29 protein-coding genes and 1 riboswitch are annotated in these 24,886 nt (G+C 64.8%); of the genes, 7 read left to right on the top strand and 22 right to left on the bottom strand.

Annotated features, from left to right (window positions below; genetic code table 11):
- Window positions 1-56: 56 nt before the first annotated feature.
- The 15 genes from ACJA3S_RS06330 to cobO all read right to left on the bottom strand — a co-directional run bounded on the left by ACJA3S_RS06330 (window position 57) and on the right by cobO (window position 12,576).
- A complete protein-coding gene (locus ACJA3S_RS06330) occupies window positions 57-608 on the bottom strand; it encodes a glutathione peroxidase (RefSeq protein WP_406821196.1) in 552 nt (183 codons plus the stop codon).
- A 46-nt stretch (window positions 609-654) separates the two neighbouring features.
- Window positions 655-777: a hypothetical protein gene (locus ACJA3S_RS06325; RefSeq protein WP_406821195.1), complete on the bottom strand. Its 123-nt coding sequence runs from the start codon at window positions 775-777 to the stop codon at window positions 655-657.
- Window positions 774-1,976: an MFS transporter gene (locus ACJA3S_RS06320; RefSeq protein WP_406821194.1), complete on the bottom strand. Its 1,203-nt coding sequence runs from the start codon at window positions 1,974-1,976 to the stop codon at window positions 774-776. The genes ACJA3S_RS06325 and ACJA3S_RS06320 overlap by 4 nt, the downstream gene beginning before the upstream one ends.
- Before the next feature lie 64 nt (window positions 1,977-2,040).
- Window positions 2,041-2,445, bottom strand: coding sequence for a MarR family winged helix-turn-helix transcriptional regulator (locus ACJA3S_RS06315; protein ID WP_406821193.1), 405 nt, complete (start codon window positions 2,443-2,445; stop codon window positions 2,041-2,043).
- 62 nt (window positions 2,446-2,507) lie between these two features.
- A complete protein-coding gene (locus tag ACJA3S_RS06310; RefSeq protein WP_406822213.1) occupies window positions 2,508-3,623 on the bottom strand; it encodes a glycoside hydrolase family 5 protein in 1,116 nt (371 codons plus the stop codon).
- 199 nt (window positions 3,624-3,822) lie between these two features.
- Window positions 3,823-4,545, bottom strand: coding sequence for an adenosylcobinamide-GDP ribazoletransferase (locus ACJA3S_RS06305; protein ID WP_406821192.1), 723 nt, complete (start codon window positions 4,543-4,545; stop codon window positions 3,823-3,825).
- A 1-nt stretch (window position 4,546) separates the two neighbouring features.
- On the bottom strand, window positions 4,547-5,113 hold the full coding sequence (cobC, locus tag ACJA3S_RS06300; protein ID WP_406821191.1) for an alpha-ribazole phosphatase family protein: 567 nt from the start codon (window positions 5,111-5,113) through the stop codon (window positions 4,547-4,549).
- Window positions 5,110-6,165 (bottom strand): nicotinate-nucleotide--dimethylbenzimidazole phosphoribosyltransferase, encoded by a 1,056-nt coding sequence (gene cobT / locus ACJA3S_RS06295; RefSeq protein WP_406821190.1) that lies wholly within the window; start codon window positions 6,163-6,165, stop codon window positions 5,110-5,112. Before cobT ends, cobC begins: the two co-directional genes overlap by 4 nt.
- Window positions 6,162-6,683 (bottom strand): bifunctional adenosylcobinamide kinase/adenosylcobinamide-phosphate guanylyltransferase, encoded by a 522-nt coding sequence (gene cobU / locus ACJA3S_RS06290; RefSeq protein ID WP_406821189.1) that lies wholly within the window; start codon window positions 6,681-6,683, stop codon window positions 6,162-6,164. The genes cobT and cobU overlap by 4 nt, the downstream gene beginning before the upstream one ends.
- A 1-nt stretch (window position 6,684) precedes the next feature.
- Entirely contained in the window at window positions 6,685-8,139 is a 1,455-nt protein-coding gene (locus tag ACJA3S_RS06285; RefSeq protein ID WP_406821188.1) for a cobyric acid synthase, read from the bottom strand.
- Entirely contained in the window at window positions 8,136-9,128 is a 993-nt protein-coding gene (cobD, locus tag ACJA3S_RS06280; protein ID WP_406821187.1) for a threonine-phosphate decarboxylase CobD, read from the bottom strand. The genes ACJA3S_RS06285 and cobD overlap by 4 nt, the downstream gene beginning before the upstream one ends.
- Window positions 9,121-10,029: an adenosylcobinamide-phosphate synthase CbiB gene (gene cbiB, locus ACJA3S_RS06275; RefSeq protein WP_406821186.1), complete on the bottom strand. Its 909-nt coding sequence runs from the start codon at window positions 10,027-10,029 to the stop codon at window positions 9,121-9,123. Before cbiB ends, cobD begins: the two co-directional genes overlap by 8 nt.
- Complete coding sequence (bluB, locus tag ACJA3S_RS06270) at window positions 10,026-10,676, bottom strand: 5,6-dimethylbenzimidazole synthase (protein ID WP_170028727.1); 651 nt, start codon at window positions 10,674-10,676, stop codon at window positions 10,026-10,028. The genes cbiB and bluB overlap by 4 nt, the downstream gene beginning before the upstream one ends.
- Window positions 10,673-11,968, bottom strand: a complete 1,296-nt coding sequence (locus ACJA3S_RS06265; protein ID WP_406821185.1) for a cobyrinate a,c-diamide synthase — start codon at window positions 11,966-11,968, stop codon at window positions 10,673-10,675. Before ACJA3S_RS06265 ends, bluB begins: the two co-directional genes overlap by 4 nt.
- On the bottom strand, window positions 11,965-12,576 hold the full coding sequence (gene cobO, locus ACJA3S_RS06260; RefSeq protein ID WP_406821184.1) for a cob(I)yrinic acid a,c-diamide adenosyltransferase: 612 nt from the start codon (window positions 12,574-12,576) through the stop codon (window positions 11,965-11,967). Before cobO ends, ACJA3S_RS06265 begins: the two co-directional genes overlap by 4 nt.
- A gap of 119 nt (window positions 12,577-12,695) precedes the next feature.
- A riboswitch (cobalamin riboswitch) is annotated at window positions 12,696-12,916 on the bottom strand.
- A gap of 167 nt (window positions 12,917-13,083) precedes the next feature.
- Here cobO and ACJA3S_RS06255 point away from each other — a divergent pair.
- The 3 genes from ACJA3S_RS06255 (at window position 13,084) to ACJA3S_RS06245 (ending at window position 15,529) form a co-directional block, all read left to right on the top strand.
- Window positions 13,084-13,662 (top strand): hypothetical protein, encoded by a 579-nt coding sequence (locus tag ACJA3S_RS06255; protein WP_406821183.1) that lies wholly within the window; start codon window positions 13,084-13,086, stop codon window positions 13,660-13,662.
- 47 nt (window positions 13,663-13,709) lie between these two features.
- The gene (locus tag ACJA3S_RS06250; RefSeq protein WP_406821182.1) at window positions 13,710-14,021 is read left to right on the top strand and encodes a hypothetical protein; all 312 of its coding nucleotides are present in this window, start codon (window positions 13,710-13,712) and stop codon (window positions 14,019-14,021) included.
- A 200-nt stretch (window positions 14,022-14,221) separates the two neighbouring features.
- Window positions 14,222-15,529, top strand: a complete 1,308-nt coding sequence (locus ACJA3S_RS06245) for a PQQ-dependent sugar dehydrogenase (protein ID WP_406821181.1) — start codon at window positions 14,222-14,224, stop codon at window positions 15,527-15,529.
- A 67-nt stretch (window positions 15,530-15,596) separates the two neighbouring features.
- Here the strand turns inward: ACJA3S_RS06245 and ACJA3S_RS06240 are convergent, their stop codons facing one another.
- The 5 genes from ACJA3S_RS06240 to ACJA3S_RS06220 form a co-directional block, all read right to left on the bottom strand.
- On the bottom strand, window positions 15,597-16,130 hold the full coding sequence (locus tag ACJA3S_RS06240) for a C40 family peptidase (RefSeq protein ID WP_289134491.1): 534 nt from the start codon (window positions 16,128-16,130) through the stop codon (window positions 15,597-15,599).
- A 139-nt stretch (window positions 16,131-16,269) separates the two neighbouring features.
- Complete coding sequence (locus tag ACJA3S_RS06235) at window positions 16,270-16,920, bottom strand: C40 family peptidase (RefSeq protein ID WP_406821180.1); 651 nt, start codon at window positions 16,918-16,920, stop codon at window positions 16,270-16,272.
- 126 nt (window positions 16,921-17,046) lie between these two features.
- Complete coding sequence (gene hda / locus ACJA3S_RS06230; RefSeq protein WP_003252443.1) at window positions 17,047-17,754, bottom strand: DnaA regulatory inactivator Hda; 708 nt, start codon at window positions 17,752-17,754, stop codon at window positions 17,047-17,049.
- A gap of 267 nt (window positions 17,755-18,021) precedes the next feature.
- Window positions 18,022-19,095 (bottom strand): AI-2E family transporter, encoded by a 1,074-nt coding sequence (locus ACJA3S_RS06225; RefSeq protein ID WP_406821179.1) that lies wholly within the window; start codon window positions 19,093-19,095, stop codon window positions 18,022-18,024.
- A gap of 15 nt (window positions 19,096-19,110) precedes the next feature.
- Window positions 19,111-20,172, bottom strand: coding sequence for a DUF2066 domain-containing protein (locus tag ACJA3S_RS06220; protein ID WP_406821178.1), 1,062 nt, complete (start codon window positions 20,170-20,172; stop codon window positions 19,111-19,113).
- Window positions 20,173-20,493: 321 nt separating this feature from the next.
- Here ACJA3S_RS06220 and purM point away from each other — a divergent pair, with 321 nt between their 5' ends.
- From purM to ACJA3S_RS06200, 4 genes are all read left to right on the top strand, one after another.
- Window positions 20,494-21,552, top strand: a complete 1,059-nt coding sequence (gene purM, locus ACJA3S_RS06215) for a phosphoribosylformylglycinamidine cyclo-ligase (RefSeq protein WP_406821177.1) — start codon at window positions 20,494-20,496, stop codon at window positions 21,550-21,552.
- A complete protein-coding gene (gene purN / locus ACJA3S_RS06210) occupies window positions 21,552-22,205 on the top strand; it encodes a phosphoribosylglycinamide formyltransferase (RefSeq protein WP_170028716.1) in 654 nt (217 codons plus the stop codon). Before purM ends, purN begins: the two co-directional genes overlap by 1 nt.
- Window positions 22,206-22,213: 8 nt before the next feature.
- The gene (locus tag ACJA3S_RS06205) at window positions 22,214-22,924 is read left to right on the top strand and encodes a DUF3108 domain-containing protein (RefSeq protein ID WP_170028715.1); all 711 of its coding nucleotides are present in this window, start codon (window positions 22,214-22,216) and stop codon (window positions 22,922-22,924) included.
- A 321-nt stretch (window positions 22,925-23,245) separates the two neighbouring features.
- Window positions 23,246-23,428: a hypothetical protein gene (locus ACJA3S_RS06200; RefSeq protein ID WP_060483692.1), complete on the top strand. Its 183-nt coding sequence runs from the start codon at window positions 23,246-23,248 to the stop codon at window positions 23,426-23,428.
- A gap of 45 nt (window positions 23,429-23,473) precedes the next feature.
- Here the strand turns inward: ACJA3S_RS06200 and ACJA3S_RS06195 are convergent, their stop codons facing one another.
- Both ACJA3S_RS06195 and mazG read right to left on the bottom strand, forming a co-directional pair.
- Window positions 23,474-24,013: a DUF2058 domain-containing protein gene (locus ACJA3S_RS06195; protein WP_406821176.1), complete on the bottom strand. Its 540-nt coding sequence runs from the start codon at window positions 24,011-24,013 to the stop codon at window positions 23,474-23,476.
- Window positions 24,014-24,039: 26 nt separating this feature from the next.
- Window positions 24,040-24,873 carry a nucleoside triphosphate pyrophosphohydrolase gene (gene mazG, locus ACJA3S_RS06190; RefSeq protein ID WP_406821175.1) on the bottom strand — a complete coding sequence of 278 codons (834 nt, stop codon included), beginning with the start codon at window positions 24,871-24,873 and terminating at the stop codon, window positions 24,040-24,042.
- Between the last annotated feature and the right edge of the window lie 13 nt (window positions 24,874-24,886).

Here is a 24,886-nt window from a genome sequence, read left to right as displayed (position 1 = left end):
CATTCGGCGGCGCTTGGACTACCGCGCGCTTAGAAGCAAGAGCAAGAGTGGTTACATCACTGCTGCGAAGCAATGGCCTTTTCAATGGCGGCGCGGAATTCTGGGTCATCCGGTTTGGTCAGGCTGGAAAAGTTGCCGATCACCTTGCCCTTGCGATCGATAACGTACTTGTAGAAATTCCACTTCGGCGCACTGCTCTGGCTGGCCAGTTCGGCGAACAGCGGAATCGCATCCTTGCCCCGCACAGGCTGCGCCTTGGTCATGGTGAAGGTGACACCATAGTTGGCATAGCAGACCTTGGCCGTCTTCTCGCTATCGGCATCTTCCTGCTTGAAGTCGTTGGAGGGCACGCCAAGCATTTCCAGGCCCTGTTGGTGATACGCCTTGTAGGTCGCCTCCAGCCCCTCGAACTGCGGTGCAAAGCCACAATAGCTGGCCGTATTGACCACCACCAGCGGCTTGCCGGCAAAGCGCCGGCACAGGTCGACCTGCCCCTTGCCGCGCAACTCCGGCAGGCTGCCTTGCAACAAGGCCGGGCAATCGGCAGCCCAGCTAGAAGCGCTGCCAAGCAGGGCCAGCACCAACACCGTCAACCAATGTGCACGCATGGTTCGTTTCTCCTGCAAAACAATCCTTGAGCTTGCAGGGTAGCGCCTAACAAACACTCATGCCCAGTTGCATCAACGCCATCCCGCCCTGGTGCCAGCCCCACCAGACCAACACCAGCAGCAACAACGCGGCAACGGCCAGCAGCCCGCGGGCCAGGTAGCGGTTCATGCGGCCTGGGCCTGCAGGCGGGCGACCGGGCGCTCACGCACAGGCCAGCTCAGGGCGGCGGCCAGCAGGCTGAGCAGAATGGAAATCTGCCAGACCAGGTCGTAGCTACCGGTACGGTCATACACCACCCCACCCAACCAGCCCCCCAGAAACGCACCCAGCTGGTGGAACAGGAAGACGATACCGCCAAGCATGGACAGGTTGCGCACGCCGAACAGCGTGGCCACGGTACCGTTGGTAAGCGGCACCGTGGACAGCCACAACAGGCCCATGGCAATGCCGAACAGGTAGGCGCTGAACGCACTCACCGGTGCCCAGAGGAACAGCACGATGACCACCGCACGCAGCAGGTACAACCCGGTCAGCAAGCGCGGCTTGGACATGCGCCCGCCCAGCCAGCCCGCGGTGAACGTACCGACGATGTTGAACAGGCCGACCAGCGCCAGCACCGTGGTCCCGGTGGTCGCGGGCAGATGCTGGTCAACCAGGTAGGCCGGCAGGTGCACGCCAATGAACACCACCTGGAAACCGCAGACGAAGAAGCCCAGGGCCAGCAACCAGAAGCCGGAATGCGAACACGCTTCGTGCAAGGCCTGGCCCAGGGTCTGTTCCGTGCCATGGCTGGGCAACGGGCGGTCGCGCAGCAAGCCGACGAAAGGCACGATCAGTGCAACCAGCAGGCCCAGCACCAGCAGTGCAGCGGACCAGCCCAGCCACTGGATCAGGCCAAGGGTCCCCGGCAGCATGGCGAACTGGCCGAAAGAGCCGGCGGCGCTGGCAATCCCCATGGCCATGCTGCGTTTGTCTGCCGGCACGGCACGCCCGACGACACCAAGAATGACCGAGAACGAGGTGCCGGAGAGGCCGATGCCGATCAGCAAGCCGGCACTCAGCGACAGCGACCAGGCCGAGTCGGCCATGCCCATGAGGACCAAGCCGGTGGCGTAGAGAATACCGCCGATGATCACCACCCGCGCCGCACCAAGGCGGTCGGCCAGCGCACCGGCAAAGGGTTGTGCCAAGCCCCAGATGAGGTTCTGCAAGGCGATGGCAAAGGCGAACACCTCACGCCCCCAACCGAAGTCGGCGCTCATCGGCGCCAAGAACAGGCCGAAGCCATGCCGCACACCCAAGGACAGTGCCAGGATCAACGCTGCCCCCAACAGTACCCACCCGCTGGTTCGCCACACCGAAGTCATTGTCGTTATCTCCAGCACATCGCAAGGGTTGTACGGGTATATACCCGCTTATGGTCGTATCAATTCAAGCCAGTAGGCCCAGCAGGCGCACCAGTTCATCCCGCTGCCCTGCTCCCAGGCGTTCCACCAGTTCGGCCTGGGCTCGCTCCCAGGCCGGATAGGCGGCGCGCAGCAACTGCGTAGCGGCGTCGGTCAACAACACGACGCGGTTGCGCTGGTCATCACCATCGGCCAAGGCTACCAACCCTTCAGCCTCCAGCACCCGCAAGTTACGGCCCAGGGTACTGCGTTCCAGGCCCATGGCTTCGGCCAGGGTGGTAATGCTGGGCCGGTCGAGCCGCTGCAGATGGCGTAGCAGGGAAAACTGCGCGACATTGACCCCGAAGCCGGCAAGGGCCTCGTCGTAATGCCGGCTCACCCCACGGGCGGCACGACGCAGATGGGTACAGATGCATTCACTGGTCAGCATGGATAGGTGTATATACCCGCATAATGAGCGTTGCAAGATATTTCGTAGATTACCGATGCCCCTCACTCCGGGTTCAAGCGTTTGCGGATCGGCTCGAATTCCGCGCTGGCCTTGCGCGGCAACGGGTCCGGAGCCCCCTGCTCGATTGCCTGCCAGTAGCGCCATGGCACCTTGGCCGAGCCCAGTTCGTAGTCCATGCCATCCCAGTTGTCTTCGCGAAAACTGTAGAACGCCCAGTGCAAGCGGCTGTGCTCCAGCATGCCGAGCACGTCTTCAAGGTATTGCCGGCACCCCGGCAGCCTGCGCATGCAGCCAAACTCAGCCACCACCAGGCGCTCGCGTGGCACCTTCATGGTTTCGGCCCAATCGAGCGGTTGACGCAGGTAGCGTGCCACCCGCTGGCCATCCCACTGCTGGGTTTGCCCTGCGAACGGAGCCGGGCCGGGGTAAGCCAGGCGGTGCTTGCGCGTCATGTTCGGCGCACTGGTGACTGCGTAGGGCTCGTACATGTGCACGCTGTACAGCACCCGCTGGTCGCCCAAGGGGGCTGGCCAGTAGGCAAAGGCGTCGGCGGCAGCAAACCAACCGGCATCGAGCATGACTGGTGTCTCGGCGTCCTCCTCACGAATGGCCGCTATCAGTTGTTGATACAGCGCCGGCAAATCACGTGCGGTACCCTGCGCCCGCGCGTACCACTGCTGCATTTGCCCAGCATCGGCATGCTCGGCCAGGCCACCGTGCTTCTCCGGCGCGGGTTCATTGATCAGGTTGTACGCCGCGATGGCGGGATGGCCCTTCAGCTCGCGGGCCAGGTCCCGCCAGAAGGCGGCAGCCTGCAACCAGTAGCGCTTGTCCTGCCACAGGCGATCGTCGAACCGGCCCTGGTTGTTTTGCGACCAGCGCATGCCGGGTAGCGAGAGCGGTGTGATGACCACCTTGAGCCCGGCCTGGTGGGCACGGTCGAGTGTGGCGCGCAGCGTGGCCAGGTCAGCCGCCGGCAGGCCTTGATAGGCATCGGCATCGCCAAGCAGGAAGTCACGTCTGGCCGGTTGCCACTTGTCGTAGGACAGCCGCACCCAGGTCGCGCCATAGCCGCGCAAGGCATCGAAATAAGCTTGGTCAGGGGGCAGCCGGTTGAAGCTGTTGCCACCGTGGCGCGGGGTGTCCCAGAACGCAATGAGATCCGCTGCGGGGGCAACAGGCCCGACGAGCAACAAGACAATCCCAAGAATGACGTGACGCATGCGACCACTCCTCGCACGTTTGCGAAGGGTCGAGCATACGCCAGCGAACGATAGCGGCGCATGCCAAGACTTTTCTGGAAGTTACCGCCACATTCGCCGTAGAAACGGCCTACGGACAGGTCTTACACGCTAGCTACAGGCCCAACGCCAATCCCAGCACTACGGCCAGTTCGAGCAGCTCCAGCAGCGCCCCCGCCGTGTCGCCGGTGGTTCCACCGAGGCGCCGACACATCAGTTGCCGCAACCAGCCGAACACGGCCAGCGCCAGCACCACGACCCACCCACCCAGGGCCAGGCAGAACAGCACACAAGCCAGCAGCACCCAACCCGCCGCAGCCCGGGGCAGATGCTCGGCCAGCGCCTGCCCCAGACCGCCCGGGCGCACGTAGGGCGTGCTCAGGAACAACCCGAGCATCGCCGCCCGCCCGATCAGCGGTGCCAGCAGCAACTGCGCCCCGCTACCCTGTTCGACCAGCACCCACAAGGCACAGAACTTCAGCAACAGCACCAGGACCAGGGTGACCACGGCAATCGGCCCGCTGCGCGGGTCTTTCATGATCTGCAGGGTGCGTTCGCGATCGCCGAAACCACCCAGCCAGGCATCGGCGCTGTCAGCCAGCCCATCCAGGTGCAAGGCACCGCTGAGCAGCACCCACAATGTCAGCAGCAAAGCTGCCTGCAGCGGTGCCGGGGTCGCCTGCAGCAGGTGGCTGGCCAGCCACAGCAACAGGCCGAACAGCAACCCTACCAGCGGGTAGCACAACAGCGAACGCCCCACTTCACGCGGTGCCGGCATGCCCGGCAGGCGCACCGGCAAGCTGCTGAGAAACTGCAAGGCAATCCAGAACGGCAACATCTCAGCGCCCTTCGATCCAGTGGCCGTCATCCCCCGGCAGCAGCCGCATCAATGCAGCGTGGCCGACCTCTACCTGCAGCAGCTGGGCCCTTGGCAAGCCACGGGCACGGGCCAGCAACAGCCGCATCACGCCGCCATGGGTGATCAGCAGCACACGCTTGCCGGCATGCTGGTGGCGCAGCCGCTCGACAGCCGCCAATACACGCTCGGCAAACGCCGCGACCGGCTCGCCATTGGGCGGGGTAAACCCGTACGGGTCTGCCCAGAAGCGCCCCAATGCCTCCGCCTGGTGTTCCATGATCTGCGCCGCGCTGCGGCCTTCCCAGTCACCGAAATGCAGCTCCTGCAAGGCCGGTTCAAGCTGCACCGGCAAGTTCAAGCGGGCCCCCAGCTCATCGGCAAAACGCGCACAACGCTGCAGTGGTGAACTGACCAGCACCTGCCACGGGCCGGCTTCGGCCACGGCACTGCGCATCTGCGCCCAGCCCTTGTCGGTCAGGGCATCATCGAGGCTGCCACGCAGGCCGCCGTGCGTTGTTTCACCATGGCGCAGCAGGTCGAGGATCATGCCGGGCGGTCCGCCACTGCGGCTTCGGCAAAGGTCGCCATCTGCCCGTGCAGGGCACAGGCCAGGCGCAACAACGGCACCGCCAGGGCTGCCCCACTGCCCTCGCCCAGGCGCAGGCCCAAAGCCAGCAACGGTTCGGCCTGCAATGCAGCCAGCACCGTCTTGTGCCCAGGCTCCGCGCCCTGGTGAGCGAACAGCAGCCAGGCCCGGCACTGCGGGTTCAGGCGCACCGCCAGCAGCGCGGCAACGCTGCAGATGAAGCCATCCACCAGCACCGCGATACCGGTCTGTGCACAGCCCAGGTAGGCACCCGCCAAAGCCGCGATTTCGAAGCCCCCCACGCAGCCCAGTGCCTGCAATGGCGCTTCAGCGTGCAGGCCGTGCAGGCGCAGCGCCTGTTCGATGACCTCGGCCTTGTGCCGCACACCGGCGTCATCCAGGCCGGTGCCCGGGCCGCTCAGCTCGATGGCCGGGCAGCCCAGCAGCACGCTGGCCAGGGCTGCAGCGGCGGTGGTGTTGCCAATACCCATCTCGCCGCCGATGAACAGCTGCGCACCCTGTTCGGCAGCGCGCAGCGCGCTGTCACGGCCGGCCTGCAGAGCCGCCTGCAACTGGCCATCGGTCATCGCTGGCTGGCGGGCGAAGTTGGCCGTGCCGGCACCCAGGCGCAGATGGCGCACGCCAGGCAGCTGCAGATGCGGGTCGATGGTACCCAGGTCGATCACTTCCAGGCTGGCCTGCAGCTGGCGCGCCAGCACGCTGATTGCCGCGCCGCCGCCGACGAAGTTGTGCAGCATCTGCCCGGTCACCGCTTGCGGATAGGCCGAGATACCCTCTTCGACCACACCGTGATCACCGGCAAAAAGGCTGATGGCAAGTTGCTCCAGGCTTGGCCGTTCACGCCCTTGCAGGCCCGCCAGCTGAATGGCCAGGCCTTCCAGCTGGCCGAGTGAACCGGCAGGCTTGGTCAGCTGCTGCTGACGGGCGCGAGCCTGGTCCATGGCGGCGGTGTCGAGGGGTTGGCAGGCGTCACGCCACCAGGCTTGGGTCATAGTGCAGGTCCTTTGAGCATCAGGGGCAGGCCAGCCACGGTCAGTAGCACGCGCTGGCAGCGTTCGGCCACGGCCTGGTGCAACCAGCCGGCCAGGTCGACATAGCGCCGGGTCAGCTCGCCCATGGGCACGACGCCCAGGCCGGTTTCGTTACTGACCAGGATGACAGTGCCCGGCAGTTGCTCCAGGCAGGCCAGCAGCGCATCACGTTCCTCGGCCAGGCGCTGGTCGTCTTCGAGCATCAGCAGGTTGGTCAGCCACAGGGTCAGGCAATCCACCAGCAGGCAGCGCCCTTCGGCCGCTTCGGCGCGCAGCACGGCGGCCAGGGCCAGGGGTTCTTCGATCAGGCCCCAGTCTGCCGGGCGCCGCTGGCGGTGCAACTGCACACGGGTATTCATTTCACCATCCAGTGGCTGGCTGGTGGCGATGTAGGTCACCGGCAGGCCGCTGCTGCTGGCCAGTTGTTCGGCCAGGCGGCTCTTGCCGGAGCGGGCACCGCCGAGGATCAGGTTACGCATGTCAGGCCACTCCACACAGCTGGCGCAGGCGCGCGGTGTCGAGGTGGTTTTCCACCAGGTCGGCCAGGCGCTCGATGTCGCGTTCGCGCAGGGCCTGGTAATCGATGCTCTGCACGTCCTCCAGGCCAGCCCAGCGCAGCAGCGCCGCGCACGGCTGGCTGCCTTCGAACAGGCCGTGCAGGTAAGTGGCCAGCACCTGGCCGTCGGCACTGACCGCGCCATCGCAACGGCCATCGGCAAGCTGCACGGCAGGCTGCTCCAGGGCAGGCCCGCGGGTGACGCCAGCGTGAATTTCATAACCGGCAACCGGGGCTGCTTCAAGGCTCAGCGTACCGGCAACGTTGCGCAGTTGCTTGTCGGCTTCGAGCACCGTGGCGTAATCGAACAGGCCAAGCCCGGGGCTCGAGCCGGCAGCGCCTTCGAGTCCGAGCGGGTCATGCACTTCGCGGCCAAGCATCTGCAGGCCACCGCAGATTCCGATCAGCTTGCCGCCATAGCGCAGGTGCCGCTCGATGGCCTTGTCCCAACCGCGTTCGCGCAGTTGCGCCAGGTCGCCGCGCACGCTTTTCGAGCCCGGCAGGATGATCAGGTCGGCAGCCGGGATCGGCTGGCCCGGGCCAATGAACTGCAAATCCACCTGCGGGTGCAGGCGCAGCGGGTCGAAGTCGGTGTGGTTGCTGATGCGTGGCAGCACCGGGACGATTACCTTGAGCACGCGCCCGGCCTTGGCCGCCTGGCGTGCATCGATGCCATCCTCGGCTTCCAGGTGCAGGTCGCTGACATACGGCAGCACACCCAGCACCGGCTTGCCGGTGCGCTGCTGCAGCCAGTCCAGCCCCGGCTGCAGCAAGGCGATGTCACCGCGGAAGCGGTTGATGACGAAGCCCTTGACCCGCGCCTGTTCGCTGGGCGACAGCAACTCCAGCGTACCCACCAGGTGGGCGAACACGCCGCCGCGGTTGATGTCGGCGACCAGGATCACCGGGCAGTCCACCGCTTCGGCAAAGCCCATGTTGGCAATGTCGCCGGCACGCAGGTTGATCTCCGCTGGCGAACCCGCGCCTTCGACCATGACCACCGGCCAGCCAGCGCTCAGGCGTTGGTGCGAGGCCAGCACCGCCTGCATGGCGATGGCCTTGTAGTCGTGATAGGCCACTGCGTTCATGCTGGCGACGGCACGACCATGGATGATGACCTGGGCGCCGCTGTCGCTGTTGGGTTTGAGCAGTACCGGGTTCATGTCGGTGTGCGGCTCCAGCCGGCAGGCCTGGGCCTGCACTGCCTGGGCCCGGCCGATTTCACCGCCGTCCGCAGTCACCGCGCTGTTCAGCGCCATGTTCTGCGGCTTGAACGGCACCACGCCGACACCCTGGCGCAACAGCCAGCGGCACAGCGCAGTCACCAGCGTGCTCTTGCCCGCGTCGGAGGTGGTGCCTTGCACCATGAGAGTGGTCATGCCGTTTCCTTCTGATAGGCCGCCAGGGCCTGGGCCAGGCGCAGTTCATCTGCTTCACAGGCAGGTAGCCCCAGGCGTATCGCCGGTGGCTGCTCGAACAGGCGTACCAGGATGCCACGGCGGGCAAGAAAATCATGCAGTTGCGCAGCGCGCTCGCAGCGCACGTACTGGAACAGGTCGCAAGCGCCGCTGGGCGCCAGCCCGGCGTGCTCCAGCATCGCTGCCAGGCGCTGGCTCGCGGCGGCACAGCGTTCAACCTGCAGGCGCTGGCTGGCGTGATCAGCCAGGCTGGCCTGGGCCAGCACCCGGGTCGGGCCATTGACAGTCCATGGGCCAAGCAACTCGGCCAGGCGCAGCAGCAGGCTGCGTTCGGCGGCGACAAAGCCCAGGCGCACGCCTGCCAGGCCGAAGAACTTGCCGAACGAGCGCAGCACGATAAGGCCCGGGCGCTCGGCATGGCCAATCACGCTGTCGGCCGGGGTGTTGTCGATGAACGCTTCGTCGACCAGCAGCCAGCCATTGCGGGCCGCCAGGCGCGCGTGCCAGGCCAGCAGGCGTTCTGCTGGCACGCGGTGGCCGGTTGGGTTGTTCGGGTTGACCAGCACCAGCACGTCGAGGCTGTCGAGCGCCGCCTCGACCTTGGCTTCGTCCAGCTCCAGCAACTGGTGGCCCGCCCGCTGCCAGGCGTACGGGTGCTCGGCATAGCACGGGGCAAGCACCCCTACCCGGCAAGCGCTGCGTAGCAACGGCAAGGCCTGGATCGCGGCCTGGGAGCCGGCGACCGGTAGCAACTGGCCGGCGCCGTAATAGGCGCGCGCCGCCTGTTCCAGGCCATCCTCGGTTTCTGGCAGGCGAGCCCAGGCCTGCAGCGGAATCGGCGGGATCGGGAAAGACCACGGCGCAATGCCGCTGGAGAGGTCCAGCCAGTGTTCCCGGGCGATGCCATATTGCCGCACCGCACGGAGCAGGCGGCCACCATGTTCAAGCATTGATGTAAGCCCCCAGGCAGATCACCAGCAGCCACAGCCACACCCCGCGCTGCACCAGGCCCCAGCCACGCTCGATGGCCTCGGCATCGGCCACTGGCCCGTCACCCAGGCGCGGTCGCTCGTGCAGCTCACCGTGGTACACCGCCGGCCCACCCAGTTCCACGCCCAGCGCGCCCGCACCGGCGGCCATCACCGGCCCGGCGTTGGGGCTGTCCCACAGCGGGCCCTGCTGGCGCCAGCAGGCCAGGGCCAGGCGGGTCTTGCCCAGCAGTGCATAGGTCAGCGCCACCAACCTGGCGGGAATATAGTTGAGCACGTCGTCGACACGCGCCGCGCACCAGCCGAAGCGTTCGAAACGTTCGTTGCGATAGCCCCACATGGCGTCGAGCGTGTTGCTCAGGCGATACAGCACCACACCCGGCGCGCCGGCCACGACGAACCAGAACAGTGCGGCGAACACCGCATCGCTGCCGTTTTCCAGCACCGACTCGGTAGCCGCGCGGGCCACGGCGGGCTCGTCCAGCTCACGGGTTTCGCGGCTGACCAGAAAACCCACGCGGCGCCGCGCTTCTTCCAGATCACCCTGGCGCAAGGCATTGGCTACCGGCAGTACGTGCTCGCCCAGGCTGCGCAGGCCGACGGCGCAGTACAGTGCCAGCACGTCGACCAGCCAGCCGATATACGGCAACCAGGACAGGATCAGGGCCACCAGGGTCAACGGGACCACCGCCAGGAACCATGCGCTCACCCCGTGGCTGCGCCAGCCGCGCCCACCGGCATTCAGGCGACGCTCGAGGCTGCCGGCCATGTTGCCAAAAGCCACCAGCGGGTGGCGCCGCTGCGGCTCGCCCAGCAAGGCATCCAGGGCCACTCCGGCCACGGTCAGCAAGGCCACGCTCATGGACGCTCTCCCCATTGGTTCTCGAACAGCATTTCGCTCAAGGGCCGTTCTTCTGCCCAGTTTTCCAGCACCAGCATCGGTGCCGGGTAGAACTCGGTCACCGGGCCCAGGCACAGCACCGCGACCGGCTTGGCCCCGGCCGGCATGCCCAACAGCGCGGCCAACGCCTGGGGGTCGAACAGCGACACCCAGCCCATGCCCAACCCTTCGCCACGAGCCGCCAGCCACAGGTTCTGGATGGCGCAGGCCAGCGAGGCCAGGTCCATTTCCGGCAGGGTGCGGCGGCCGAAGATATGCGGTTCACGGTTGTCCATCAGCGCCGCCACCAGCAATTCGGCGCAGTCGTTGATGCCTTCCACCTTCAGCTGCATGAAGGCATCGGAACGTTCGCCCAGGGCCTCGGCGGTCCGCACCCGTTCGGCCTCCACCAGCGCCTGGATATCCGCGCGCAGGTCACGCCGGCTGATGCGGATGAATCGCCAGGGTTGCATCAGGCCTACGCTGGGTGCCTGGTGCGCAGCCGCCAACAACCGCCCGAGCAGCTCCGGGGCTACCTCGCCACCGGCGAAATGGCGCATGTCGCGGCGCTCGCCAATGGCGCGGTAGATCGCGGCGCGCTCGGCGTCGCTGTAAGCGTGTTCATTCATGGTTGCAACAGCGCCGCCACCGCGCCTGGGTTGGAGGGGAAGTAGAAATGCACGTAGGAAGCCGTCAACCGCCCCAGGCGGTAAACCGCCTCATTGCCGCGCCCACCGTTGGGGCTCAGGCCACGGGCGATCGGCTCCAGCGCGGTACGGGTCAGCGAATGGTGATAGGTGTGCCCGCGCAAGGTGCCTTCGGGAAGTTCCACCGCCTGCAGCGCGAGCGCCGCCAGGCGCTTCTGCATGGTCGCTTCGCCGGGCAGCAGGCCGAGCAACTCGGCACGCTCGCCAGCCACGTCGGTCAGGGCATCGAGCAGGTACAGCATGCCGCCGCACTCGGCCAGCAACGGTTTGCCCTGGGCGTGATGAGCCCGGATCGCCGCGCTCATCGGCACATTGGCGGCGAGGGCGTGGTGGTGCAGCTCCGGATAACCACCCGGCAGGTACAGGCTGTCCACCGTCGGCAGTTCGCGGTCATGCAACGGCGAGAAGAACTCGAGTTGTGCGCCAAGGTTGCGCAGCAGATCGAGATTGGCGCCATAGATGAAGGCAAACGCTTCGTCCCGCGCCACGCCGATACGTACGCCAGCCAGCGAGGCGGTGCCGGCGCACGGCGTGGGCTCGGCAAACGCCACCGGCGGTGGCAAGGCAGCGTCGCAGCTTGCGCCGAGTGCTTCGGCAGCGGCGTCGAGACGGGCATCCAGGTCGTTCAGTTCACTGGCCTGGACCAGCCCCAGGTGGCGGCTGGGCAGTTCGATGCCGCGCTCGCGGGACAAACCGCCATACCAGCGCAAGCCTTCGGTCAGGCTACCTTCGAGCAATTGGGCGTGGCGCGTGCTGCCCACCCGGTTGGCCAGCACGCCCGCGAATGGCAGATCGGCCTGGTAGCGTGCCAGGCCCAGGGCCAGGGCACCGAAGGTCTGGGCCATGGCCGTGCCGTCGATCACCGCCAGCACCGGGACACCGAAGTGACGGGCCAGGTCGGCGCTGGACGGGGTACCGTCGAACAGCCCCATCACCCCTTCGATGAGGATCAGGTCGGCCTCGGCGGCTGCCTCCCACAACAAACGGCGACTTTCCTCGGCACCGATCATCCACAGATCCAGCTGGTAGACCGGCGCACCGCTGGCCCGTTCGAGGATCATCGGGTCGAGGAAATCGGGCCCGCACTTGAACACCCGCACCTTGCGCCCGAGGTTGCGGTGCAGGCGGGCCAGGGCGGCGGTGACGGTGGTCTTGCCCTGGCCGGAGGCCGGTGCCGCGATCAATACGGCAGGGCAATGACGCGGCTGGCTCACAGTTCGACGCCCTTCTGTGCGCGGATACCGGCCTGGAACGCGTGCTTGAGCATGCCCATCTCGGTCACGGTGTCGGCCAGTTCGATCATTTCCGGCTTGGCGGCGCGGCCAGTGACGATCACATGCTGCATCGGCGGGCGCGCCTGGATGTCGGCCAGCACCTGGTCAAGGTCGAGGTAGCCATGCTTGAGGGCGATGTTCAGCTCATCCAGCACCACGAACTGTACGCCCGGGTCCTGCAGGAACTGACGCGACACGGCCCAGGCTGCTTCGGCGGCGGCAATGTCGCGTTGGCGGTCCTGGGTTTCCCAGGTAAAGCCCTCGCCCATCACGTGGTAACGCACCTGCTCCGGAAAGCGGCGGAAGAACAGCTCTTCGCCGGTGCTGTTGCGGCCCTTGATGAACTGCACCACACCGCACTGCATGCCATGGCCCAGGGCGCGCGCGAGCATACCGAAGGCCGAGCTGCTCTTGCCCTTGCCGTTGCCGGTCAGCACCAGCAGCAGGCCGCATTCGTTGGGGGAATTGGCGATACGTTCGTCGATGATCGCTTTCTTGCGCTGCATGCGCGCCAGGTGGCGTTCGTCGCGTTCGGTAGTCTCGCTCATCAGGGTTCTCCGCTGGCTGGCGCCCCGGCAACGCGCGGCGACAGGTAATAGGCGGGCAAACGGAGAACGCGCAGGGGCCATGGCCCTCAGCCACGGTGCACCGCGCATCACCCTCCGTGATGCCGTTGGCAGTATCAGGCCGGTCTCCGGGCTTGTGAGCGGGCCTCGGCCCGGGCCTGCGCGCCTTCCCGGGTGCTGGCACCCAGTGGCCCTGCGCGGCCGCGTCTCACCTACCGTTGCGGGGGCAGCGCCGGACTCGCACCTGGCTGGCGCTCACCGGCTTCCCAGTTTCACCCTGCCCAGACAGCGCTGGCAGGACACCTGAAACACGCGCGAAGGTTAGTGGGTTGCATCAGGAGCGTCAATCGAAGCGGGCTGCTTTGCAGGCGAACAGGCACTGCCCGGGTAATGGCCAATTCATCGGGTTGTGCTGTACTGCGCGGAGTGATATCACATGGCCATCATTTTTAACCAAATGCGATTACAACAACAACAGGAGAGTGCCGCATGCGAGGCCAGATCATCAGAAACCCGCGCCTTGAGTTTCTAAGCCCTGTGCTGGAGCGCTGGGTTGACTGCATTGACCGTTTCAACCAGTTTGCCGGTGATGCCGAAGCGCCGCACTGGCATGGCGCAGCGGCCAATGCCGGGTTGTTGGCCGCGGCGGCTTGGCAGGCCGAGCTGGCGGCGCTGCAGCAGTTTGCGGGGAAGAAGCAGCGTGATGAAGGGGAATTCGAAGGGCGCTGCGACCTGTTGATCCGCGGTGCCGACGAAGCGTTGTACCTCAATGTCAGCCAGCGCTGGCCAAAGATTGCCCGGCTGGACATGGCGGGGCCCCTGCAGCAGACCGCCGCTGTTGCCCAGCAGGTAGCCGGGCCCAGTCAGTTGAGGGCTGGGGCGCTCTTCGTCAGCCCATGGAAGGCTGGCCAGCATGCCAGCCCGGAGGAACTGCAGGACTTGGTCGACGACTTGCAGAAACACACCGCTTGCGCGATTGCCTGGTACTTCCCGTATGCCTTGCGCAAGCTGCATAACGATCTGGGGCAGTATTTTCCGGGTGTAGCGCTGCTGATCAAGCAGGTTTGATCTGTACTGATCTCAGCCGGAGAGCAGCATTCGGCCCAACGCAGGGAGTGGAGCTGCGTCCGGTAACCGAGTTCTGTGGGTACGCCCTGCGCCACGAGGTACCTGTCAGCCGTTCAGTTCAAAGACATGCTCTTGCTCTTGCTCTTGCTCTTGCTCTTGCTCTTGCTCTTGCTCTTGCTCTTGCTCTTGCTCTTGCTCTTGCTCTTGCTCTTGCTCTTGATCTTGATCTTGATCTTGATCTTGATCTTGATCTTGATCTTGATCTTGATCTTGATCTTGATCTTGATCTTGATCTTGATCTTGATCTTGATCTTCGCGACTTCAGGAGGCCGAACGAAGTCGCATTCGGCGGCGCCTGAACTATCGCGCGCTTAAAAGCAAAGGCAAAGGCAAAGGCAAAGGCAAAGGCAAAGGCAAAGGCAAAGGCAGCATCAGCATCAGCATCAGCATCAGCATCAGCATCAGCATCAGCAGCAACATTAGTTGAATGGTTGCCGGAACCCGAGGCACTTCGCCGATTTCTCAGTTCCATAGGCCTTCTCCGGAGGATTTGCCGTCCATGAAACACCTGATGCCTTGGCTGTTCGTCGCCAGCCTGACCGCCTGCGGCGAAACCGCCCTGTTGGATGTACATGATGGCAGTGGCCCTACCCCTCAGCTGCCTGCTCCAACCAAGACGATCCTGCCCACCGTAAACATCGCCCCAGCAGTGGGATGGCCCAACGATATCAAGCCTGAAGCAGCACCAGGCACTCAGGTAAAAGCGTTCGCCAGCGGTTTGGACCACCCCCGCTGGCTTTATCTACTGCCCGACGGCGATGTCCTGGTAGCCGAAACCAACGCTCCTCCCAAGCCCGAAGACGCCAAGGGCCTGCGTGGCTGGGTGATGCAGAAGGTGATGAAACGCGCAGGCGCAGGCGTGCCCAGCGCCAACCGCATTACCCTGCTGCGTGATGCCAATCATGACGGTATCGCAGAGATCCGCAGTACTTTCATCGAAGGCCTGAATTCACCGTTCGGCATGGCATTGGTGGGCAAGGACTTCTACGTGGCCGATACCGACAAGTTGCTACGTTTCCATTATGAGCCAGGGGCAATGCAGATCACCGGCGAGGGCCATGTGGTGACGGAGTTGCCCGGCGGCCCACTGAACCATCACTGGACCAAGAATGTGATCGCCAGCCCCGACGGCAAGAAGCTCTATGTCACGGTGGGCTCCAACAGCAACGTAGGTGAAAACGGCCTGGACAAGGAGCAAGACCGTGCCGCGATCTGGGAAGTAGACCCTGCCAGTGGCCAGCACCGCCTGTTCGCCACCGGCCTGCGCAACCCCAACGGGTTGGCCTGGGAACCACACAGCGGCGTGCTGTGGACGGCGGTCAATGAGCGCGACGAGATCGGCAGCGACCTGGTACCGGACTACATCACTTCGGTGAAGAAAGGTGGCTTCTACGGCTGGCCCTACAGCTACTACGGCCAGCACATTGACGAGCGTGTGCAACCACCTGATCCCGATAAAGTGGCCCGGGCGCTGGTACCAGACTATGCCGTGGGTCCACACACGGCATCGCTGGGGCTGGCGTTCGCCGAGCCAGGTGGGCTACCAGCGCCCTTCGAACAAGGCGCATTCGTTGGTCAGCACGGCTCGTGGAACCGCAAGCCGCACAGCGGCTACAAGGTGATTTTCGTGCCGTTCGACGCATCGGGAACACCCTCGGGGCAACCGGTAGACCTGCTCACCGGGTTTCTCAACGCCCGTGGCGAGGCCATGGGGCGCCCGGTGGGGGTGATCAATGACGGGCGCGGCGGAGTGCTGGTAGCCGATGATGTCGGCAACGTGATCTGGCGGGTGAGCAAGGCCCGATGAGCCCTGCCAGGTGTGAACCAGCGCCGGCACCTGGGGCGCCCCTACAAGGAGCGCGCCAGGCTGGCATTCACGGATTCTGCGCCAGGTGGCCCGAAGGGATCACCCGCTTGGCCTGCAGGTAGGCCTTGGCCCAGTAGCTGTTGGACAGGTAGTCCAGGCGCACCGTGCCGCCTGTGGAAGGTGCATGCACGAAGCGCCCCTCCCCGACATAGATGCCGGCATGGCTGACCTGCGAACCACCGCCGGTGGCAAAGAATACCAGGTCACCGGACTGCAGCGACCCGGCATCGACTGTCGGCGCCCGCATGACAATCATCTCTCGCGTCGAACGCGGCAAGCTGATACCAGCCGCATCCCGGTAGACATACTTGATCAAGCCACTGCAGTCGAAGCCGGAATCCGGGGTATTGCCGCCCCAGCGATAGGGCGTGCCCACCAGGCCGATGGCCCGCATCAACACGTCGTCGGCGATTGGCGATGGGCTGGGCTGACTGTAGGTGACCTGTGGTTGTACCACAGGGGCCGGCGCAGGCGCGCGGCTGGAGCAGGCAGCCAGCAAGGCTGCCAGGGAGATCAATGCGAAGCGCGCCATTTTTACCATGGCCAGAACATCCTGTCTGAGGTCGCGGGGCCGCAGCCGAAAAGAGTTGAGAATTTAGATTAGACGCTTTCTATAAATGCGCACGGCGGCGAGCTTTTTTCAAAGCATCGCCGCCGCGGCAGGGTACATCATTTTGCTATCAGTTGCGCGCGATATTGGTCGGCGCCATGGCCAAGGCACGCTTGGCTTCGATGAAGGTCTTGCTCCAGTAGCTGTCACCGAGGCTGTCGATGCGCACGCCACCGCTGCGGCGGCTGCTGGAGTGGATGAACTGGTTGTCACCCAGGTAGATGCCGGCATGGCTGACGCGACCGCGGCCGTTGGTGCTGAAGAACAGCAGGTCACCTGGCTTGAGCTTGTTGCGCGCCACTTTCGGGGCATCGACGTTGATCATTTCCCGAGTCGAACGCGGCAGGGTCACGCCCGCCTCTTCGCGGAACAAGTAGCCGATGAAACCACTGCAGTCGAAGCCAGATTTCTCCGAGGTGCCGCCGAAGCGGTAGCGGGTGCCGATCAGCGACATGCCACGCTCGAGAATGCTGTCAGCCAAGACTGGCAACTGGTAAGGCTTGCTGCTGGAGAACGCCTCCAGATCATCTTCGGTGGCCAGCTCTTCCGGCTCGCCGAATACCGACGAGGACGAGGCTTTGGCCTTGAACGCCGATTCTGCGGCGATCGGTGTGTGATCCTGGGGCTGCTGCTCGGAATGAGAAGCCGGGCCATGGGCCGCACAGCCAAAAAGCAGGGTCACGAGTGCGAGTGGCACGAGGGGTGCGAAGCGCTTCAGCATGGGCACGACCGTGTCTGTAATCCTTTAGAAGGGTGAAACTATGCCCTCTATCATGGCCATTTGCAAATTTTATCGAAAAAGATGTGACTTTTTTGTTTTGCCGCTCTGGCCCAGCGTTTTCGGCACTTACCAGCCGAGGGTTTCCTTGAGGAACGGGATGGTCAGCTTGCGTTGCGCCTGCAACGAGGCCTGGTCGAGGCGTTCGAGCAGGTCGAACAGGGCACTCATGCTGCGTGCGCCACGGGTAAGGATGAAGTGGCCGACTTCGTCGGTAAGGTGCAGACCACGGCGCGAAGCACGCAATTGCAGGGCGCGCAGCTTGTCTTCGTCGGACAGGCCACGCATCTGGAACACCAGGGCCAGGGTCAGCCGCGACTTCAGGTCGGGCAGCTTGATCGGCAGCTCGCGCGGCGACGCCGAGGCCGCCAGCAGCAGCCGCCGACCGCTGTCACGCAGGCGGTTGAACAGGTGGAACATGGCCTCTTCCCAGTCGGCCTTGCCGGCGATTACATGCAAGTCGTCGATGCACACCAGTTCGTACTGGGCCAGGTAGTCAAGCAACTCGACGCCGCGGTCGAGCAATTGTGCCAGGGGCAGGTACACGGCAGGCTCGCCGCGTTGCTGGAAGCGGTGGGTGGCGGCCTGCAGCAGGTGGCTACGGCCAACACCCTGCTTGCCCCACAGGTAGATAAGGCTCTCGGTCCAGCCGGCGTCGGCTTCGCATAGCCGCTCGACGTAACCCAATGCCGCAGCATTGGCGCCCGGATAGTAGTTGATGAAGGTGGCGTCATCGCGCAGGCGCACACCCAGGGGCAACTGGATCGGTGGTTTCATGCTCGCGGGCGGTCGCAGGACCGCAGGGGGCCTTTGGTGAACAATCTGCAAAGTCTATACCCGCAACGCGGGGTGCACAATCGCGGCAACCGATAGCACAAGCAAAATCAAGGAGTTGCGTACCAAATAGGGCCTGCGCGCCGTGTAGGAGCGGCCTTGTGTCGCGATGGGCTGCGCCGCAGCCCCGGCTATGTGTGCTTGAGCGAAGATCCTGGGGCTGCTGCGCAGCCCATCGCGACGCGAGGCCGCTCCTACAAAGGCCTGGCATCAAAGCTCCGGGTCGACGCCCCCGGCGTACATCTCCGATTCCTTGTACAGGTCATGCACATGCCGCAGCAACACCATGATCACCGCCGCCACCGGCAGCGCCAGCAGCACGCCGGTGAAGCCGAACAGTTCACCGCCGGCCAGGATGGCGAAGATCACCGCCACCGGGTGCAGGCCGATGCGGTCACCCACCAGCAACGGCGTCAGCACCATGCCTTCCAGTGCCTGGCCGACCATGAACACCGCAACGATGCCCAGCAGCGGGTACCAGTCGCCACCGAACTGGAACAGGCCCGCCACCAGGGCCGCGCCGATGCCGATGACGAAGCCCATGTACGGTACGATGGCCGCCAGCCCGGCGAGCATGCCGATCAGCAGCCCCAGCTCCAGCCCCACCAGCATCAGCCCGGCCGAATAGATGACCCCCAGGGCCACCATCACCATCAATTGCCCGCGCACGAACGCCCCCAGCACTTCATGGCATTCGCCCGCCAGGCCCATCACTTGCGGCTCGCGCTGGCGCGGCAGCAGGCCACGCAGCTTGGCCATCATCAGGTCCCAGTCGCGCAGCAGATAGAAGCCCACTACCGGAACCAGCACCATGTTGGCCAGCCAGGCCATCAGCGCCAGGCCTGAAGCAGTGGCATGCGACAGCAGCATGCCGACCATATCGGTGGTCTGGCCCATATGGCTGCCGATGGCGGCCTTGATCCGGTCGAATTTCCAGAAACCGTCAGCCAGGCCCAGGCGGCTCTGCACCCAGGGCAGGGCCACGTGTTCGAGCCAGTCGAGCATCTGTGGCGCCAGCTCGTAGAGGCGCACCAGCTGCTTGGCCAGCAGCGGCACCAGCACCAGCAGCAAGGCCAGCAACAGCAAGGTGAACAAGCCGAACACCACGATCACGCCCCAGGTGCGTGACAGCCCCAGGCGTTCGAGGCGATCGACCAGCGGGTCGGCCAGGTAAGCCAGGAGGATACCGATCAGGAATGGGGTGAGGATGTTGTGCAGGCTATAAAGCAGCACGGCGACCAGCAAGGCAACGCCCAGCCAGATCCAACGACGTACGTCGGTCATGGTATGTGCATCCCCTTACCAGCGAAAACGCAGGCCGTCGAACGGCGCCAGCGCAGGCTGGGCCGGCGCGGCGGCTGGCACGCCCGCCGCCGCAGCTGGCGGGGTTGGCAACGCCGGCGCCTGTTCGGCCGGTAGCTCCTGCAACCTGGCCAGGCCAAGCTGGGCCCGCAGCTGTTCGCGGTTGGCCGTCACCGCATAGGTCAGGGTACTGCCCTCGGCCATCTGCAGGCGGGGGCCGTAGGGCTCGAGCACACGTGCCAGCTCGGCGTAGCGCTGCAGGTTCATCCCCTGCACCTGCACCTGCAGCTGGCTGCTGGCACCGGGGCGGGTGACGTAGCGCGGCGCCAGGCGGACGCTGACCGCCTGCATCACGGCGTCGGCCAAGGCGGCCGGGTCGGCGCCCTCGGCGGTGCCTTGCTCGCGTTGGTCGCCCAGCCACAACTGCCATTTGCCTTGCCACTTGCCGTCGGCTTCGCGGGCATGCACCGCCAGCAAGGCATCGGCGCCGTAGCGCTCGGATGCTTCGCGCAGCGGCGCCGGGTCGCCGCCTTCGATATGCTCGGCGTTGGCCACCAGTTGCTCCTGCAGGTCGGCCAGCGGCAGGCGCAGCGGCAAGCCACGGTGCTGGGCGGCGCGGCGCAGCGGTTCGGCGCTGGCCTGGCCGTCGCCAACCAGGCTGCTGCCTTCGGCACTGTCGCTCAGCCACCAGCCAAGGATCGATGGCCGGTTGCTGCCCCACAAGGCCAGGCCGGCCTTGCGCAGGGCCCGCTCGGTACTGCCGGGGTCGAACTCGACCAGCACCGCCTCGGGTGGCCCGGCTTCGCTGGCGACCTGGTTGATGATTTGCTGCGGGTCCTTGCGCAGCTCGGCCAGTGCCGGGTTCTGTGCCGCCTTGGGGTCGCCGGTCAGGCGCAGCACCAGGGTGTCGAGCGCCTTGGCGGTAGCCGCTGCGCGGGCTTCGGCGCCCGGCCCGGTGACCGGTTCGCGTACCTGGTAAAGGCCAGCGACATTTTCAGCCTGGACGGTGGCCGCGAACAGGGCCAGGCAACCGGCTGCCAGAATATTGAACAAACGCATGGAGGATTCCTGTCCAGTCGAGCATCAGGCCGCAAGCCTGACGCTGCAAGAAAAAGCAGGCCGAGCGCCAGGCTGGCGTGTCGCGCAGCGTGAAGCCCGTTGCTTGCAGCTTATACATATGCAACCGCATCAACCACCCTCAGGCTTTTTTCAACAATTACCGCCCTGCCCGTCGGCCTGAGGATGGCCGCTGCCCGGCAACCCTGATAAAATCGCGCGCCTTCACAGACCACTGACGTTTCAGGCAGCCGCCGCCTACCAGCCGGCCTTGGCCGTCACGGTCGTTTTTTTAGAATCCCTCCCTCCTAAAGGCCTGGATCAATGAGCAAGCAACCCTCCCTGAGCTACAAGGACGCCGGTGTAGACATCGACGCCGGCGAAGCACTGGTCGAACGCATCAAGGGCGTGGCAAAACGCACCGCACGCCCTGAAGTCATGGGTGGCCTGGGCGGCTTCGGCGCCCTCTGCGAGATCCCGGCCGGCTACAAGCAACCGGTGCTGGTCTCCGGCACCGATGGCGTCGGCACCAAGCTGCGCCTGGCGCTGAACCTGAACAAGCACGACAGCATCGGCCAGGACCTGGTCGCCATGTGCGTCAACGACCTGGTGGTGTGCGGTGCCGAGCCGCTGTTCTTCCTCGACTACTATGCCACCGGCAAGCTCAACGTCGATGTCGCTGCCACCGTGGTCACCGGCATTGGCGCCGGTTGCGAACTGGCTGGCTGCTCGCTGGTCGGCGGTGAAACCGCCGAGATGCCGGGCATGTACGAAGGCGAAGACTACGACCTGGCCGGCTTCTGCGTCGGCGTGGTGGAGAGGGCCGAGATTATCGACGGTTCCAAGGTCACCACCGGCGACGCGCTGATCGCCCTGCCCTCCTCGGGCCCGCACTCCAACGGCTATTCGCTGATCCGCAAGATCCTCGAAGTGTCCGCCACCGACATCGAGAACACCCAGCTGGACGGCAAGCCGCTGGCCGACCTGCTGATGGCGCCGACCCGCATCTACGTCAAGCCGCTGCTGCAGCTGATCAAGAACACCGGCGCGGTCAAGGCCATGGCCCACATCACCGGTGGTGGCCTGCTGGACAACATCCCGCGCGTACTGCCGGCCAACGCCCAGGCGGTGATCGACGTGGCCAGCTGGCAGCGCCCGGCGGTGTTCGACTTCCTGCAGGAAAAAGGCAACGTCGACGAGCACGAAATGCACCGCGTGCTGAACTGCGGCGTCGGCATGGTCATCTGTGTCGCCCAGGACCAGGTAGAAGCTGCACTGAACGAACTGCGCGCCGCCGGTGAGCAGCCATGGGTGATCGGCCACATCGCCGAAGCCGCCGAGGGCGCTGCCCAGGTCGAGCTGCAGAACCTCAAGGCACACTGATGCCAAGCAAGACCTGCAATGTAGTGGTACTGCTGTCGGGTTCCGGCAGCAACCTGCAAGCGCTGATCGACAGCTGCCAAGGCCAGGACAGCCCGGTGTGCATCCGCGCGGTGGTTTCCAACCGCGCCGACGCCTACGGCCTGCAACGCGCCGCGGCAGCCGGCATCGACAGCGTCGTGCTCGAGCACACCCAGTTCGACAGCCGTGAAGCCTTCGATGCCGCGCTGATGGCGCGCATCGACGGCTTTGCCCCGGACCTGGTGGTGCTGGCCGGTTTCATGCGCATCCTCAGTGGTGACTTCGTGCGTCACTACCAAGGCCGCCTGCTCAATATCCACCCGTCGCTGCTGCCCAAGTACAAGGGCCTGCATACCCATCGGCGGGCGCTGGAGGCAGGCGACGCCGAGCACGGCTGCAGCGTACACTTCGTGACTGAGGAACTCGATGGCGGCCCATTGGTCGTACAGGCTGTAGTGCCGGTGGCGTCTGACGACACCGTCGAAAGCCTGGCCCAGCGGGTACACCGCCAGGAACATCTGATCTACCCGCTGGCGGTGCGCTGGTACGCTGAAGGGCGCTTGCGTCTTGGCGAACACGGCGCATTACTGGATGGCCAACCCCTGGCGGCCAGCGGTCACCTGATTCGATCCTAGGAGAATTTATGCGTCGCGCCCTGCTCTTGGCTCTCGCCGTGCTCGCCCTGCCCCTCCAGGCAGCTGATCTGAAGCCTTTCTCGGCCAGCTACACCGCCGACTGGAAGCAGCTGCCCATGAGCGGCACCGCCGAACGCAGCCTGGTCAAGAATGCCAACGGTACCTGGGACCTTAACTTCAAGGCTTCCATGATGATCGCCAGCCTGACCGAGCAAAGCACCCTGCGCATGGACAACGATACCCTGCTGCCGCAGCAGTATCACTTCGAGCGCGGCGGCCTGGGCAAGGCCAAGAAGGTCGACCTGAACTTCGACTGGAACGCCAAGAAGGTCACCGGCAGCGATCGTGGCGATGCCATCAACCTGCCGCTGAACCGTGGTGTGCTGGACAAGTCGTCCTACCAGTTGGCCCTGCAGCATGACGTGGCCGCTGGCAAGAAGAGCATGACCTACCAGGTGGTCGACGGTGACGAGATCGACACCTACGATTTCCGCGTCCTGGGCACCGAAAAGGTCACCACCAAGACCGGCCAGGTCGATGCAGTGAAGGTCGAGCGTGTCCGTGACCCTAGCCAGAGCAAGCGCATCACCGAGCTGTGGTTCGCCAAGAACTGGGATTACCTGCTGGTGCAACTGCGCCAGGTCGAAACCGATGGCAAGGAGTACGTGATCGTGCTGCAGGATGGCACGGTCGATGGCAAGCCGGTCAAGGGCAACTGAGCCGCACTGCCTGAAGCACCCGAAGCCTCGCCTTGAGCGGGGCTTTTTTCTGCCTGGCTTGCACCAACTTCTGTAGGAGCGGCCTTGTGTCGCGATGGGCCGCAGGGCGGCCCCGGCAATCTTGCGTCAAGGCAAAGATCCTGGGGCCGCTGCGCGCCCCATCGCGACACAAGGCCGCTCCTACAAAAGCGCACCAGCAGGCCCAGGGACTGTTGATGAAACTTGTTTCATGGCGGTTTTATTTACTTAGCCTGCTAACAAACTCTATAAAGAGGGTGTGCGACAGAGTGTCGCAGCCAACTCAAGCAGTGGAGTTTACCGATGACAGTCCAAGTAACCGAACGCGACGAATCGAAAATGTCCCACGAAGGCCTGGCCGCTGGCGTGCGGATCTGGGATGTGCACCAACAAGGCCAGCTGGTGGGCATGTTCCACAACGAGCACGAAGCGCACCAGTACCGGGTCGAGCTGGAAAACCTGGAAAACCAGCGCACCACGCAGTGAACCCGCTACCCATGAAAAACCCCGCCAAGGCGGGGTTTTTGCTGTTTACCACATCAGGTCGTCCGGGATCTTGTAGGCCGCATACGGGTCGTCCTCGTCCGCTTCTTCGACATGGGTGTTGAGCAGCAGGACACGGCTGGGGTCACGCTCCTGGATCTTCACCGCCGCTTCCCGCGGGATGACCTCGTAACCACCGCCAAACGACACCACGGCCAGCGCACCGTTGCTCAGCTTGGTGCGCATCAGGGCGTTGACGGCAATACGCTTGACCTTCTTGTCGTCGACGAAGTTGTAGTAATCCTCGGTGTTCAGTTTGGGCAGGCGGGTGGCTTCGATCAGTTGCTTGATCTGCGCCGCCCGGGCCTTCTGCTCGGCTTTTTCCTGCTGCTGGCGGTTCAGCTCCTGGTCCCGCTTGGCCTTCTCGGCCATGGCTTCCTTGGCCATGCGCTGCTGGCTGTCGTCCACCTCGACCTGGCCTTTATGCTCCAGGCGTTTCTGTTTCTTCTCGGCCTTGTTGGCCTGGGAAACCTGTTTCTGGTTGACCAGACCGGCTTTGAGCAATTGGTCGCGAAGGGAAAGGCTCATGAATGTTCACTCACTTATGCAACAGCTCAGCCGCAGCTGGGCAGGTTCTTTTCCTGACGTTTGGCTTCACCCCAGAGGGCGTCCAGCTCGTCAAGGCTACAATCTTCGATGGGGCGCCCGCTGTCGCGCAATACCTGTTCGATGAAGCGAAAACGCCGCTCGAACTTGCGGTTGGCGCGGCGCAGGGCATGTTCCGGGTCATGCTTGAGGTGGCGGGCCAGGTTGACGGTGGCGAACAGCAGGTCGCCGATTTCATCTTCGAGCGCATCGCTATCGCCGTCAGCCATGGCCTGCAGCACTTCGTCCAGTTCCTCGCGGACCTTGTCCAGCACCGGTAATGCCTCAGGCCAGTCGAAACCGACGGTGGCCGCGCGCTTTTGCAGTTTGGCGGCACGCGACAACGCCGGCAATGCCGCCGGTACGTCGTCGAGCAGCGACAACTGTTCGGGCTGGCTCTTTTCCGCACGCTCTTCGGCCTTGATTTCTTCCCAGCGTGACTTGACCTGGGCCTCGCTCAAGCTGGGGGTGTCTACCGGCGCATACAGCTCACCGGTGGGGAACACATGCGGGTGGCGGCGAATGAGCTTGCGGGTGATGCTGTCGACCACGCCAGCGAACTCGAAGCGCCCCTCTTCGCGGGCCAGCTGGCTGTAGTAGACCACTTGGAACAGCAGGTCGCCCAGCTCGCCTTGCAGGTGCTCGAAATCGCCGCGCTCGATGGTATCGGCGACTTCGTAGGCCTCTTCGATGGTGTGCGCGACGATGCTCGCGTAGTTCTGCTGCAGGTCCCATGGGCAGCCGTACTGCGGGTCGCGCAGGCGGGCCATGAGGTGCAGCAGGTCGTCAAGGGTATAGGTCATCCAAGCAGGTCCT

This window comes from Pseudomonas sp. KnCO4 (assembly GCF_045344305.1).
Lineage (GTDB): Bacteria > Pseudomonadota > Gammaproteobacteria > Pseudomonadales > Pseudomonadaceae > Aquipseudomonas > Aquipseudomonas anuradhapurensis.
This window is presented reverse-complemented; position numbering and strand designations above follow the sequence as displayed.